The 14,553-nt window shown below is 42.0% G+C and carries 9 protein-coding genes; 6 read left to right on the top strand and 3 right to left on the bottom strand.

What is annotated here, in order from left to right:
• Positions 1 to 5 precede the first annotated feature (5 nt).
• Together L6494_RS13140 and aspS are read left to right on the top strand one after the other, a co-directional pair.
• On the top strand, positions 6 to 206 hold the full coding sequence (locus L6494_RS13140) for a type II toxin-antitoxin system HicB family antitoxin (protein ID WP_237995558.1): 201 nt from the start codon (positions 6 to 8) through the stop codon (positions 204 to 206).
• Positions 207 to 432: 226 nt separating this feature from the next.
• A complete protein-coding gene (aspS, locus tag L6494_RS13135) occupies positions 433 to 2,220 on the top strand; it encodes an aspartate--tRNA ligase (RefSeq protein WP_237995556.1) in 1,788 nt (595 codons plus the stop codon).
• A 216-nt stretch (positions 2,221 to 2,436) separates the two neighbouring features.
• Here the strand turns inward: aspS and L6494_RS13130 are convergent, their stop codons facing one another.
• Complete coding sequence (locus tag L6494_RS13130; protein ID WP_237995554.1) at positions 2,437 to 3,966, bottom strand: YifB family Mg chelatase-like AAA ATPase; 1,530 nt, start codon at positions 3,964 to 3,966, stop codon at positions 2,437 to 2,439.
• 67 nt (positions 3,967 to 4,033) lie between these two features.
• Between L6494_RS13130 and L6494_RS13125 the strand changes: the two genes are divergently transcribed.
• The 3 genes from L6494_RS13125 to L6494_RS13115 all read left to right on the top strand — a co-directional run bounded on the left by L6494_RS13125 (position 4,034) and on the right by L6494_RS13115 (position 6,124).
• Positions 4,034 to 4,384: a histidine triad nucleotide-binding protein gene (locus tag L6494_RS13125; protein ID WP_237995551.1), complete on the top strand. Its 351-nt coding sequence runs from the start codon at positions 4,034 to 4,036 to the stop codon at positions 4,382 to 4,384.
• A gap of 171 nt (positions 4,385 to 4,555) precedes the next feature.
• On the top strand, positions 4,556 to 5,638 hold the full coding sequence (psbA, locus tag L6494_RS13120) for a photosystem II q(b) protein (RefSeq protein ID WP_237990876.1): 1,083 nt from the start codon (positions 4,556 to 4,558) through the stop codon (positions 5,636 to 5,638).
• A gap of 192 nt (positions 5,639 to 5,830) precedes the next feature.
• Positions 5,831 to 6,124 carry a DUF6679 family protein gene (locus L6494_RS13115; RefSeq protein WP_237995549.1) on the top strand — a complete coding sequence of 98 codons (294 nt, stop codon included), beginning with the start codon at positions 5,831 to 5,833 and terminating at the stop codon, positions 6,122 to 6,124.
• A 112-nt stretch (positions 6,125 to 6,236) separates the two neighbouring features.
• Here L6494_RS13115 and L6494_RS13110 read toward each other — a convergent pair whose 3' ends face one another.
• Both L6494_RS13110 and L6494_RS13105 read right to left on the bottom strand, forming a co-directional pair.
• Positions 6,237 to 11,651, bottom strand: a complete 5,415-nt coding sequence (locus tag L6494_RS13110; RefSeq protein WP_237995547.1) for a trifunctional serine/threonine-protein kinase/ATP-binding protein/sensor histidine kinase — start codon at positions 11,649 to 11,651, stop codon at positions 6,237 to 6,239.
• A 241-nt stretch (positions 11,652 to 11,892) separates the two neighbouring features.
• Positions 11,893 to 13,314, bottom strand: a complete 1,422-nt coding sequence (locus L6494_RS13105; RefSeq protein ID WP_237995545.1) for an NADP-dependent isocitrate dehydrogenase — start codon at positions 13,312 to 13,314, stop codon at positions 11,893 to 11,895.
• Between the two features lie 366 nt (positions 13,315 to 13,680).
• On the opposite strand from L6494_RS13105, the gene L6494_RS13100 reads away from it, so the two are divergent.
• Positions 13,681 to 14,415: a GUN4 domain-containing protein gene (locus tag L6494_RS13100; protein ID WP_237995543.1), complete on the top strand. Its 735-nt coding sequence runs from the start codon at positions 13,681 to 13,683 to the stop codon at positions 14,413 to 14,415.
• Positions 14,416 to 14,553 lie beyond the last annotated feature (138 nt).

Below are 14,553 nucleotides of genomic sequence, written 5' to 3'. Positions count from 1 at the left end.
TCAATATGACAAGAGAATTTAACGTGGTCATAGAACGGGACTCTGATGGTTACTTTGTTGCTTCCGTACCTACTCTAGCTGGATGTCACACCCAAGCTAAATCTTTAGACGAACTGATGGAGCGTATTAAAGAAGCTATTGAACTTTGCTTAGAAGTTGAACAAGAACACACTCAAGCACTAGAGTTTATTGGTGCATCCTGGTGAAACAATGGGTTCTGGTTTGTTAGCTCAGATACTACGTGACTGCTAATTAACCCGTGAGGAATTGAGAGAACTATTGTAGAAATATCCTTACAGTGTCTTTAAGTTTTAGAATCTAGTTATATGAGATTATGCTAACTGTTCTTCAATTAGATACGATTGATGCTAGATAATGGGAAAGCTTTGTCATTCACCAGCCAATCTAGCCCGGAAGAACAGATTAATAACTATGCGAACTCACTATTGCGGCGAACTCCGAAAAGAGCATATTGGAGCAACTGTTACCTTGTATGGATGGGTAGACCGTCGCCGCGATCATGGGGGCGTGATATTCTTAGATTTACGCGATCGCTCTGGCACTGTCCAGATTGTCAGCGATCCGCAACGCACCCCAGATTCCTACGAACAGGCTAACTCTCTACGTAACGAATACGTTGTGGAAATTACAGGAAGAGTCACACAACGTCCCGAAGAATCCCTGAATACCCGCATCCCTACAGGCGAAGTGGAAATTTACGCTGATAAAATCGCACTGCTAAACGGTGTACGAAAACAGTTACCGTTCCAAGTTTCCAGTGCCGACACCGAAAACGTGCGGGAAGATTTGCGGTTAAAATATCGTTACTTGGATTTAAGACGCGATCGCATGGCGCGGAATATGCAGCTACGTCATCAAGTCGTTAAAGCCATGCGCCGCTACTTGGAAGATATAGAGGGTTTTATTGAAGTTGAAACCCCCATCCTCACCCGTTCTACCCCAGAAGGCGCAAGAGACTATATTCTACCTAGTCGCGTTAATGAAGGTGAATGGTTCGCCTTACCCCAATCACCACAATTATTTAAACAAATATTGATGGTATCGGGAATGGATAGATACTATCAAATTGCCCGTTGCTTCCGCGATGAAGACTTACGCGCCGACAGACAACCAGAATTTACCCAGTTGGACATGGAAATGAGTTTCATGTCCCAAGAAGAAATTATCGAACTTAACGAAAAGTTAGTTAGTTATATCTTCAAAATCGTTAAAGGGATTGAATTACATACACCCTTCCCCCGTCTCACCTACGCTGACGCAATGGAACGTTACGGTAGTGATAAACCAGATACCCGCTACGGTTTGGAATTAGTCAACGTTTCCGATGTGATGAAAGACTCCGGTTTTAAAGTCTTTCGGGATGCTGTAGCCAATGGTGGTATCGTCAAAATTCTCCCCATCCCCAACGGTAACGACCAAATTTCTAATGTCCGCATCAAACCAGGTGGAGATTTATTCAAAGAAGCCAGCGAAGCCGGTGCTAAAGGTTTAGCTTACATCCGGGTGAGAGACAACGGCGAAATTGACACCATTGGCGCAATCAAAGACAACCTCTCAGAAGAGCAAAAACAGGAAATCTTACAGCGTACAGGTGCAAAACCAGGACATTTATTATTGTTTGGTGCAGGTGATGCACCTACTGTCAATAAAACCTTAGATAGATTACGTCAAGTTGTCGCCAAGGAATTTAACTTAATCGATCCCGAAAAAATTAACTTCCTGTGGATTGTAGATTTCCCGATGTTTGAGTGGAATGCAAACGAAAAACGCCTCGAAGCATTACACCACCCATTTACAGCCCCCCATCCCGAAGATTTGCATGACTTAAAAACCGCCCGCGCCCAAGCTTATGATTTAGTATTCAACGGCTTTGAAGTTGGCGGTGGTAGTCGGCGGATTTATCAACGAGACATTCAAGAACAGGTGTTTGAAGCCATTGGTTTGTCTCCCGAAGAAGCACAAAATAAATTTGGGTTTCTCTTGGAAGCCTTTGAATATGGTACACCGCCGCATGGTGGCATCGCCTATGGTTTAGATCGGTTGGTGATGTTACTTGCTGGGGAAGAATCTATTCGGGATGTTATTGCTTTTCCGAAGACACAACAAGCTCGTTGTTTGCTAACAGATGCACCTTCTGGCGTAGATGTCAAGCAGTTAAAAGAACTACACGTTGCTTCGATATACAAACCCAAAGAGTAATGAGTGCTGAGTGCTGAGTAATGAGTAATGAGTAATGAGTAATGAGTAATGAGTAATGAGTAATGAGTACTGAGTGCTGAGTAATGAGTTGGGCATTGGGGATTTCCTCTCCTCTGCTCCTCTGTCACCTGTCACCTGTCACCTATCACCTGTCACCTATCACCTATCACCTGTCACCTGTCACCTGTCACCTGTCACCTGTCACCTGTCACCTTCCTACTGCATTCTATCTATAGTGCGGTATTGGATGGCTTCAGCCACATGATTAGCTTTGAGTTCTTCATCGCCCGCTAAATCTGCGATTGTGCGGGCGACTTTGAGAATGCGATCGCTAGCCCTAGCTGATAAACCTAATTTTTTAATTGCGGCTTCTAATAAATTCCGGCTAGCATCATCTAGTTTGCACCATTTCTGGAGGTGTCGGCTTTGCATTTGGGCATTGCACCGCAGATTTGATTCTTCTTGGAAACGAATAGTGGCGCGATCGCGTGCTTGTTTTACCCTAGCCAGTACAGACATCGAACCTTCTCCTGTCGGTTGTTGGGTAATTTCTTCTGGTTTCAAGCGATTCACCGCCACTTGTAAATCAATCCGATCCATCAAGGGGCCAGAAAGTTTTGCCCAATAATGTTCTCGTTGTCTTGGTGAGCAGGTACATTGCTGAATAGTATCGCCATAGTAACCACAAGGACAGGGATTTGTACTGGCGACTAAAGTAAATTGTGCGGGAAATGTAACTGATTGTCTGGTGCGGGAAATCGTCACAAAACCATCTTCTAAAGGCTGACGGAGAAATTCTAAGACATCTCGTTTAAATTCTGTCAATTCATCCAAAAACAAGATACCCCGATGAGATAAGGAAATTTCCCCAGGACGCGGAAACCCGCCACCACCAACTAAAGATGGCCCTGATGCTGAGTGGTGGGGACTACGAAAAGGGCGATCGCGTACTAATGAGCCACGATTCTTTAATAACCCAGCAACAGAGTGAATCCGAGTCACTTCTAAAGCCTCCGCAAAGCTTAATGGGGGCAATATCCCCGGTAAGCGTCGTGCTAACATCGTTTTGCCACTCCCCGGCGGCCCCACAAAAATTAAATTATGCCCCCCAGCCGCCGCAATTTCTAAAGCCCGACGAGCATGAGCCTGTCCTTTCACATCCTTTAAATCTGCAACAGCATGAGCTATCTGTGGTGACTCTTTTGATTCATCTAACTTTACAGGTTTGTACTTCCCTGGATGATTCAATAAATCAACTACCTCAGAGATATTCTTACAGCCATACACATCTAACCCTTGTACCACCGATGCTTCTTGAGCATTATCAGCAGGCACAACTAAACCTGCAATTCCCATTTTCTGAGCCGTAGCTGCGATCGGTAAAACACCAGCCACCGGACGCAGGCTGCCATCTAATGACACTTCGCCCAAAAAAATATAATCTCCCAACAAATCCGCGCTAACTTGCTCAGAAGCCGCCAAAATACCCACACTAATAGGCAAATCAAAACAGGGGCCTTCCTTGCGTAAATCGGCTGGCGTTAAGTTAATCACAATTTTTCGCATCGGAAACGCAAACCCGGCATTTTTCAAAGTGGCTTTGACTCTCTCCTTCGATTCCTGAACTGCTGAATCTGGTAGCCCCAAAATCACAATTCCTGGTAAACCCCCTGAAACATCCACTTCTACGCCGACTTTCACAGCATCGATGCCGACAATTGACGCACTCCAGACTCTAGCAAGCATTGGTTAAATATTTCTTCTATAAACAGTAAACCTTTAGAATCTCTAGCAGATGAATAATTAGAAACGCATGAGTGAAACCACAGAGACAATTTTCAGCAAAATCATCCGTCGGGAAATCCCCGCCAACATCGTTTATGAAGATGACTTAGCCCTGGCCTTCAAAGATGTTAATCCCCAAGCACCTGTACACATTCTGCTGATTCCTAAAAAACCGATTCCCAAATTAGCTGATGCTACACCTGAAGATCATGCGCTCTTAGGGCATCTTTTGTTAACTGCCAAGCGTGTGGCTGAAGAAGTGGGACTAACAGACGGCTATCGTGTCGTTATCAATACTGGTAATGATGGCGGTCAAACCGTTTACCACCTACATCTGCACATCCTAGGCGGAAGGCAAATGGCATGGCCTCCTGGTTGATTTAAACTAATTAATCCCGTCCACTGACGGGATTGATAAGTAAAGCAAATAATTTCAATAAGTAATATTTAATTAAATTACCTTTACAAAACTCCATCTTCCGTCTAAGGTAGTAAACAGGTAGGGAAAAATACTTACCTCAATCATAAAAACCAAAGCAATCATAAAAAAATGACCACAACCTTACAACAGCGTCAAAGCGCGAATGTATGGGAGCGGTTCTGCGAGTGGATCACCAGCACCGAAAACCGGATTTATATCGGTTGGTTCGGCGTATTGATGATCCCCACCTTGCTAGCCGCAACCACCTGTTTCATCATTGCCTTCATCGCTGCACCTCCAGTAGACATCGATGGCATCCGTGAACCAGTAGCAGGTTCATTAATCTACGGAAACAACATCATCTCTGGTGCAGTTGTTCCTTCCTCCAACGCCATTGGCTTACACTTCTACCCAATCTGGGAAGCAGCTTCCTTAGATGAGTGGTTGTACAACGGTGGTCCTTACCAATTGGTAATTTTCCACTTCTTGATCGGATGTGCTTGTTACCTAGGTCGTCAGTGGGAACTATCCTACCGCTTAGGAATGCGCCCCTGGATCTGCGTAGCATACTCTGCACCTTTGGCATCTGCAACCGCAGTATTCTTGATCTACCCAATCGGTCAAGGTTCATTCTCCGATGGTATGCCCTTGGGTATCTCCGGTACATTCAACTTCATGATCGTGTTCCAAGCAGAACACAACATCTTGATGCACCCCTTCCATATGTTGGGTGTAGCTGGTGTATTCGGCGGTTCATTGTTCTCCGCAATGCACGGTTCTCTAGTAACTTCCTCCTTGGTGCGTGAAACCACCGAAACCGAATCACAAAACTACGGTTACAAATTCGGACAAGAAGAAGAAACCTACAACATTGTTGCAGCACACGGTTACTTCGGTCGCTTGATTTTCCAATACGCTTCATTCAACAACAGCCGTTCCTTGCACTTCTTCTTGGCTGCATGGCCAGTAGTAGGCATCTGGTTCACCGCCTTGGGTATCAGCACAATGGCGTTCAACTTGAACGGTTTCAACTTCAACCAATCCATCATCGACTCCCAAGGTCGCGTTATCGCTACCTGGGCTGATGTAATCAACCGCGCTAACCTGGGTATGGAAGTAATGCACGAGCGTAACGCTCACAACTTCCCCCTAGACTTGGCTGCTGGTGAAGTTGCTCCTGTTGCTATCAGCGCACCTGCTATCAACGGTTAATCTTCAAGCTTTAGCTAATTAAACAAAAAGCGTCCTCTTCACTGGGGACGCTTTTTGTTTTTGTGATATTGAATTAATAAGCATAGTATAAAATATATCAAAATATTTTTAATATATCGTATGTTTACTGTTGCTTTAGGATGGAATACTCAAATAGTATTTAGCACATCATTTTTTATTATTTGAAATATTGTGAAGTCTATTCTAGAATCATACTTAGATCAAGAAATTTGGATACTGATACGAGATAAATGGTATTTTGCAAAAATCATTCGGGTTTCGGATGATTTATTGTGGTTTCAACATAGGACTCATAACAAAGAAACAGAGGAAGATACTCTGTGGGAAATGGTTGTAAAAATCAGTGAAGTAATTGCGATGGATAGAGTTATATCTGTTGTGAGTAGAAAACCAGATGTCTTTATTTCACAACTCATAGAAACTGATCAACCCACAAATAATCATCAAAAAGAGCATGAAAACTAAAAACCGCACCCAAACATGGGCAAAAAAGATGCTTGATTAGGCAATGACCTCTGGTTCGTCAGAGGCCATCATACTTTACTCGTGCTTTGGGTGTACCTACTCAAAAGCCACTTTAATAGATTGGAATCTCAATTACAAATTCTGTACCCTCACCCAGCATAGAATTGCAATTCAATTTACCACCGTGGGTTTGTTCAACAATTTGACGCGCGATCGCTAGTCCTAAACCTGTCCCTTTACCTACAGCTTTAGTAGTAAATAAATGATCGAAAATATTTTGTTTGATTGCTTCACTCATCCCATTACCATTATCAGCAATCTGAATCTTGGCTTGATGATTTTCCATTGATGTTGTAATTTTAATACAGTTGGGATTTGCTTGAATGTCGCTAAAACTCCGCCCAATATTTGTTTCTTCTAAAGCATCAATGGCATTTGCCAGAATATTCATAAATACCTGATTTAATTGGCCTGGGAAGCATTCCACTAGAGATAAATCACCATAGTTTGTAGTTACTTCAATGGCTGGACGTTGTTCGTTGGCTTTCAGGCGATGCTTGAGAATTAAAATTGTGCTATCAATACCTTCATGAACATTAAAAGGCACTTTGTAATCTTTATCCATACGGGAGAAAGTTCTTAAACTAGTGCTGATGTTGCAGAGGCGATCGCACGCCATTGTCATTGAGTTAATCATCTTGGGTAGGTCTTCTAAGCTATAATCCAAGTCAATTTCCTTGGCATGGTTAATAATTGTTGCAACTGGATGAGGAAAGCTTTCTTGATATAGTTTTAAATGTTCAAAAATATCATCCAAGCTGGGTTTAGCTTGTTGGAGAGTAGCAGAAATAAATCCCAAAGGATTATTCATTTCATGAGCTACCCCAGCAACTAAGTTACCCAGTGCAGACATTTTTTCACTTTGCACAATTTGTAATTGTGCTGCTTGTAAATCTTGTAATGCTTGTTGCGCTTGTTGGTAAAGCTGAGAATTTTCTAGAGATATTGCAGCTTGGGAAGACAGTAAATTAATTACTTGTAGTCTCTCGTTAGTAAACACCCCGCTTGTTAATTTGTTTTCTAAATAGATAATCCCTAACAAATGCCCTTGGTTAATAATCGGTGTACATAATACACTTTGGGGTTGATATTGCAGCATATATTCCCCAATTACACCGGGAATATCTGTTTGGCAATTGTCTATAATTACAGTTTTTCGGGTATTCTTAACGTAATTGATGATTTTTTTAGGGATATCCTCACAAGTATCTAGTAGTTGTGAATCAAGAATGGTTTTCACATCCCTTTGGGAATTTGACTGGTGATTGATAACGGTAATTGCGCGAACTTGCCATTCATAATCTTGGGGAAGAATGACTACAGATTTTTCCGCGCCAGAGTTTTCTAAGATAATACGAGTCAGGTGGGCGATAAGTGCCTCTAATTCGAGAGAACTGGAAATCGCTTGAGCTGCTTTGAGGAATGAAGTCAAATCTAGTACATCTGAAATACTAGTTCTAAAAGTGGAAGTAGATGAGGAAATTGAGGTACTGACAAGAGTAGCTATGGTTTCTAGGGAATTGAAACCAACTTTTTGTTGTTGCAGGATGGGTTGCAGCAGTTGAGGATAACGTTGTTCTAAATCATCGTTTTTGGCTTTTGCACCCCAACGAGCATAGCAATAGTATGCTTCCTGCATATAACCTGCGGCAACTTTTTCTTTGCCCCAGTCAAGGTAGAATTTAGCCGCCAGTTCATTGGCTAACCCTTCTTCGTAGCCATACTCATTTGCTTGAGCTTGAGTAATTGCTTGATCATAAAGCTCAATAGCTGCGGTTTTTTGTTTGTTTAACCTGGCTTTTTCTGCTTGGATGAGTAGACACTTGTGCAGAAGATTTTCAGGACAAGCTTTTGCCCACAGATTCAAGCGTTCTTCTAGGGGGACGAGTGCTTGTAAATGGTGTTGACGCTCAGAATCTTCGGAAGCCGCTTCAGCTAAAGCGAGGTGCATTAATGCCACATAAAAAACGCTGGAAGGGACTTTTGCATGACTGGAAATTGTATTTTCAATGATGCTTAGTTGGGGGATTAAATCAGGGTATGCAGCTTGATGATCAAATAAATAGGCATGGCGAATTTTGACAGAATATAACCAAGCCAAATGATAAGGAGTATTGACGTATTTTTGTAAATACTGGGCTTCACTAAAGCTGTCATCATCAAAGGTAAACGGCGTTTTGGTTAAACCCAAAAGTTGGCGTATTGGTTGAATTACTCCGACTGTTAAAGCATTCAGGTTATCTAAGCTTTTGATCTGATCCAGAAAAGCTGCGTGATTTTGAGCGATCGCATACAAATCATCTAAGTTTTTACCATAAGTCAGGCGATCAGAACCACTCTGCATCATCATAAAGCCTACTGTCAGCCAGTTTCCAGCTTCCATCCCATATTTATAGGCGTTGTTATAGTATGTATCCGCCTCTCGAATGGGACGATTCCAGCTATGCACATCAGCAGCAAAGAGGAAATTAGTCATACCACGCACATCAGCATTGTCAAACTGTTCACAAAGCTGTACTGCTATTTCCCCAAACTGATAAGCAGTAGCGCAGTCCTTGAGGACACCATTAGCAATTAAGCCATAGCCGACATAACCAAAGGGAGACATATCGCTATTACCATACTGTAATGACAGCGTGGTCATCTTGGCGAGTGCGAGTAATGCTAAAGTTGGTTGACCATCGAGCCATGCAGCATAGAACAGAATTTGTAAAATTCGCAGTATTTCTGCAATGCTGGGATCTGTCATTTTGGGGGCTGCGAGAATTGACTCAATGGTATGCTGCTCTATAAATTGCTGAACTGTGGCGATTTCTGCATCTAAGCTAGCTTGGATAATCTCCGGCTCTGTGGGCATTGTCCACCCCAGCAGCTGTAAACTTTGACGTTGAATAGCGATCGCCTCAGCATTTCGTCCCTGAAGCTGATACTGGGTCATCTGCACGCGATAAATTATGGCTTTGTCCAGGGGAGTTTGAGCATATTTGAGTGTCTCCCCATACAGGACTTCAGCTTGGTCAAATTTACTACAAAGATAAGCCGCTTCTGAACCATCACGATGCAAACTGTACATGAGTGTATAGTTTTCGTGCCAAGCATCTGGGGATAATAGAGCCATCCCAATGGTGCAATAATCCTGAGCCGCTTGATAGGCTGCTGAGAGTTTAGCTTTTTGTCCAGCTTTTAAATTCAGATCAGCCAGTTGTTGTTTTTGCTCATTGGTAGTGATGACACTTTTTCCCATATTCAATTGGTTGACAATATCAAAAATCCTCTCCTCCTGTTCCTGCTGAGATAACCCTTGCAACAACAATTGACCAATTTTGCCATGAGTATACTGCTTTTGCTCTTGGGGAATTAATGAGTATGCTGCTTGCTGAACGCGATCGTGGAGGAATTTGTAGGTGACAATTTGTGAACCTGTCACCCCATCCTGCACTTCCCTCCCGACATAAAATTTATAAACTTCACTCTGGGGTAAAATCAGTCCTTCTTGTAATGCTTTCCATAGGACTGTAGCGGTTTCAGTTTCCGATTTTTCCCAGATAATCCCCAATGTTCCTAAGTCAAATTGATTACCAATACACGCCGCAAATTTTAAAATCTTCTGTGTTTTCTCTGGCAACTTCTGTAACTGCAATGCCATGAATTCAACAACATCATCAGAGAGCGATAACTCCTTCACTGCAACAATATTGCACTGCCAATTTCCACCGTTCCAATCAAATTTAATTAGTCCATCTTCATGGAGTGCCTTAAGAAACTGCGTGCTAAAAAATGGATTTCCGTGAGTTTTTTGATAAACTAATTCTGTTAATGTTTGTGCAACTGCTGTAGAGCAACTCAGTGTATCTGCCACCAGTTGATTTAAACTAGAGTTACTAAGGGGAGCAAGGGTAATAGTATTGATTGTGGCTTGGGCTTTCCTAATTTCTTCCAAACTGAACATCAAAGGATGGGCAGCTGAAACTTCATTATCTCGATAAGCACCAATTAATAATAAATATCCCCCGGCTGATTCACTCATCAGTAACTCTATCAACTTTAGAGATGCCGAATCAGCCCACTGCAAATCATCTAAAAACATCACTAAGGGATGTTCTTTAGTAGTGAATACCTCCACAAACTTCTGAAATAACAAATTAAATCGGTTTTGAGCCGCAGTTCCTGATAGCTTTATTGCTGGTGCTTGTTGACCAATAATTCTTTCCAATTCGGGAATGACTTCAATAATTACCTGGCCATTCTCACCTACAACCGCTAAAATCTTCTTTTTCCATGCTTGGATTTGAGCATCACTTTCTGTTAATAATTGCCCCATTAAATCCCGAAAGGCTTGCACAAATGCCGAAAAAGGGATATTGCGATTAAATTGGTCATATTTACCTTTAATAAAATAACCGCGTTGTCTAATGATTGGTTTATGAACTTCATTGACAACCGCAGTTTTCCCAATTCCTGAAAAACCAGTAACCAGCATCATTTCGGTTGTACCTAAACTGACGCGCTCAAATGCTTGGAGTAGGGTTTCTACTTCGGTTTCTCGTCCATAAAGTTTGTCAGGAATAATAAAGCGATCGCACACATCTCTTTGTGCAATTGGGAAACTCTCAATTTTGCCTGTTTCCTTCAGTTGTATCAAGCAATTTTCTAAATCATACTTCAGACCTAATGCACTTTGATAGCGGTCTTCTGCATTTTTCGCCATCAATTTTTTGATAATTTCTGATAGTACAAATGGAATTGCTGAATTACTTTCATGTACCAATGGTGCAGATTTTGCCATCTGACAATGTACCAATTCCATTGCATCCTCTGACTGAAATGGTAATTCTCTTGTCAGTAATTCGTAAAATGTTACACCCAAAGAATAGAAATCTGTACGGTATTCAATACACCGATTCATCCGTCCAGTTTGTTCGGGTGAAATATAAGCTAGTGTTCCTTCTAAAACATTGGGACTGATTAAACTTTGAGTTTCCCGTGGGAGTAGAGATGCAATACTGAAATCAATTAATTTAACTTGTTTGGTTTCTGGATTAATTAAAATATTCGCAGGTTTTATATCTTTATGAATAATGCGATGATGGTAGATAATATTTAATATGTCACACAAAGACATAGCTACTTGCAAAAAATCATTCAGAGGTAGGTTTCTCTCGTTCTTCTCTATCCATTTATTGAGAGATACGCCTCCAAAGTCTTCCATCACTAAAGCATAACTATTCCTATATGCTTCTAAGCTATAAGTTTGAATAATTTCAGGTAGCTGGAGATTTTTGGCAATAGTGTACTGATTGCGAAACTGCACCAATTCCGTGAAGGTGGGGTAAGGATTTTTCAGCAGTTTAATCACAACAGGTAAGGAGTCCTTGAGCCTAACACCTCGATAAACAAGAGTTCTAGAACCTTTATATAGTTCTTCGTTAATCTGGTATCCGGGAATATCGATTTGAATGCTAGCCATATTACTACATCCCTGAAGTATCACATAGTTATTATTCCCATTTAATGTATGAAATGATTTAGTAGTCAGGTTAAGTTTCGATAAAATTAGAGAGAATCTAGCTTTATAGCATAGAGTCTCAATCATGAAAATTTGATTATTTAAAGATACTAATTATCTAATAAAATTATTAAATACACTATTTATTATCAGTAAAATTATTTATGGGGCGGAGATATCCCGCCCCGATAATTAACTAAAATTAACCGAAATGTTTGATAATTGCGTCGGCAAATTCAGAACATTTGAGTGGTTCTACGGGTGGTTCGATTAACCGTGCTAAGTCGTAGGTGACTTGACTATTAGCGATCGCATCCCCTAAACCTTTCTTAACTAGGTCTGCGGCTTCTTGCCAACCCATAAACTCAAACATCATCACCCCAGACAAAATCACCGAACCAGGGTTAATTCTGTCTAAGCCGGCGTGTTTGGGTGCTGTACCGTGGGTAGCTTCAAAAACGGCGCAAGCATCGCCAATATTTGCGCCAGGCCCCATTCCTAAGCCACCGACAATAGCAGCAGCAGCATCAGACAAGTAATCACCGTTTAAGTTCATCGTCGCCAGAATCGAATACTCATCTGGTCTGGTTTGGATTTGTTGAAAGATACTGTCAGCAATCCGGTCATTGACCATGATTTTCTCTTTCCACTTACCGTTACCGTGGGTTTCCCAAATTAAGTTAAGAACCGTTTCCACTTCCTTGACAATTTGGGCTTTCTTCTCTTCGGTAAGACCATCAAAACCAGGATCAATCAAACGGGCGTTTTCTTCTAGAGAAATATGGGGATTTTTCTCTTTGTTGCTCAAAATCCAAGATTCCCGTTCGGTGACGCATTCTTGACGAAACTCAGAAGTTGCTAGTTCGTAACCCCAATCACGAAACGCGCCTTCGGTGTACTTCATGATGTTACCCTTATGCACCAGAGTTACCTGTTGCTTGTTTTTAGGTAATGTTAAGGCGTGTTTGATAGCGCGTCTTACCAGGCGTTGAGAACCTGTCTTGCTGATGGGTTTAATCCCAATACCAGCATCAAGGGGGATGCGCTTTTTCCCGTGTTCGGGGGTGGCGGGGATGAGTTCATTGTTGAGGATAGAGATTAAGCGATCGCCTATTTCACTACCTTGCTTCCACTCAATCCCCAAATAAATATCCTCTGTGTTTTCCCGATAGACTATCACGTCCAGTTTTTCGGGGTTTTTGTGAGGTGATGGCGTACCCGCATAATAACGGCAAGGACGCACACAGGCATATAAGTCAAAAATTTGTCTGAGTGCCACATTCAAAGACCGGATACCACCACCCACAGGAGTAGTCAAAGGCCCTTTAATTGCCACACCATACTCTCTAATAGCCGTCAGAGTATCTTCAGGTAAATACTGATAAGTACCGTATAAATCACAGGCTTCATCACCAGCGTAAACCTTAAACCAACTAATTTGACGCTTACCCTGATACGCTTTAGCTACCGCCGCATCTAGCACCTTTTGCGTAGCTGGCCAAATATCAATACCCGTGCCATCGCCCCGAATAAAAGGGATAATAGGATTGTCTGGTACAACAGGTTCACCATTTTTGAAGGTGATTTTTGATCCAGTTGTAGGGGGGTTAATCTTGTCGTACATACTTCACACACTCCACAAAGATACGCCGCCAGAGAGAAGATTCTTCTTGTGTAGGCTTGCAAATTTTACTGTAGATATTGGATATTGGGCATTGGGTATTGGGAACTGGGCATTATGGAAAACTTCTTTCCTGTCTTCCCTTACACCCCTAAACCCCTACACCCTTACACCCCTATCTTGTTGATGAGCAGATATTCCCCCTATTTCCCTTGTACAGCATTTAGGGATTCAAGTGTAGGTTTCAGTGAAAGTGTCGCAATTTTGTACGATCAAAAATAGTAAACTACTTTTCGCTATCACTGCTTTATCTATGATCAAGCTAGATAGCCAATTGCTTTTCCACTGACCGCTAACATGAGTAATGGCATGACAGACCCAATGATTGTATCAGGCACTGCTAACGAAATCGACTCCCTCCGACAAAAGTTAATCGCTGGGTCTATGCAAGTCCAACAACAGATCATCCCACAATTAGCTGCTTTGGGTAATGAGGGATTAAATGTGTTGTCAGAGTTTTTATTGCAACGTCGCGATCGCCCAGTTACTTGGGTTGAAGGCAAAGCCTATCAATTCCTCTACAACTCTGATGCACCCCAAGCCCAAGAATTTCTGCAAAATTATTTTCCTGAAGGAATTGTACCTCTAAAATCAGAGGCAGGGGTTAATTATAATTCTTTGCAACAATTACTAGCTGTCCAAGACTTTCAAGCAGCTGATCTCATGACTATTCAAAAAATGTGTGAGGTGGCAGGAACTACGGCAGTACAGAGAAAATGGCTGTATTTTACTGATGTCGATAATTTCCCCACGGTCGATTTACACACTATCAATAATCTGTGGATAGTTCACTCTGAAGGTAAATTTGGTTTTTCAGTACAACGAGAAATTTGGTTAAGTTTGGGCAAGAATTGGGACAATCTCTGGACAAAAATCGGCTGGAAAAGTGGTAATAAATGGACAAGATACCCTAACGAATTCACCTGGGAAATGAGTGCGCCTAAAGGTCATTTACCCCTATCAAATCAATTGCGGGGAGTGCGTGTAATTGCTTCTCTATTTGCTCATCCTGCATGGTCTAAGTCAGAAACCCCACGGCTTTAGCCGGGGGCTTGAAAAAGCCCATCTGACCAGCCAAAGTCTTAACTGACTACGTTAGCGGCAAGAGTTAAAGACCTACCAAGGAATGCGTAGCTAGTTCCTTGCTCTAGAACCAAACTGTTAAACAGATGTACAAGGGTT

This window comes from Nostoc sp. UHCC 0870 (assembly GCF_022063185.1).
Lineage (GTDB): Bacteria > Cyanobacteriota > Cyanobacteriia > Cyanobacteriales > Nostocaceae > Trichormus.
Note: the sequence above shows the minus strand (reverse complement) of the source record. Positions and strands in the feature narration are given on the sequence as shown.

Coding starts and splice junctions, on each gene's coding strand:
- L6494_RS13140 (WP_237995558.1), top strand. CDS start 6: ATGACAAGAGAATTTAACGTGGTCATAGAACGGGACTCTGATGGTTAC.
- aspS (WP_237995556.1), top strand. CDS start 433: ATGCGAACTCACTATTGCGGCGAACTCCGAAAAGAGCATATTGGAGCA.
- L6494_RS13130 (WP_237995554.1), bottom strand. CDS start 3,966: ATGCTTGCTAGAGTCTGGAGTGCGTCAATTGTCGGCATCGATGCTGTG.
- L6494_RS13125 (WP_237995551.1), top strand. CDS start 4,034: ATGAGTGAAACCACAGAGACAATTTTCAGCAAAATCATCCGTCGGGAA.
- psbA (WP_237990876.1), top strand. CDS start 4,556: ATGACCACAACCTTACAACAGCGTCAAAGCGCGAATGTATGGGAGCGG.
- L6494_RS13110 (WP_237995547.1), bottom strand. CDS start 11,651: ATGGCTAGCATTCAAATCGATATTCCCGGATACCAGATTAACGAAGAA.
- L6494_RS13105 (WP_237995545.1), bottom strand. CDS start 13,314: ATGTACGACAAGATTAACCCCCCTACAACTGGATCAAAAATCACCTTC.
- L6494_RS13100 (WP_237995543.1), top strand. CDS start 13,681: ATGACAGACCCAATGATTGTATCAGGCACTGCTAACGAAATCGACTCC.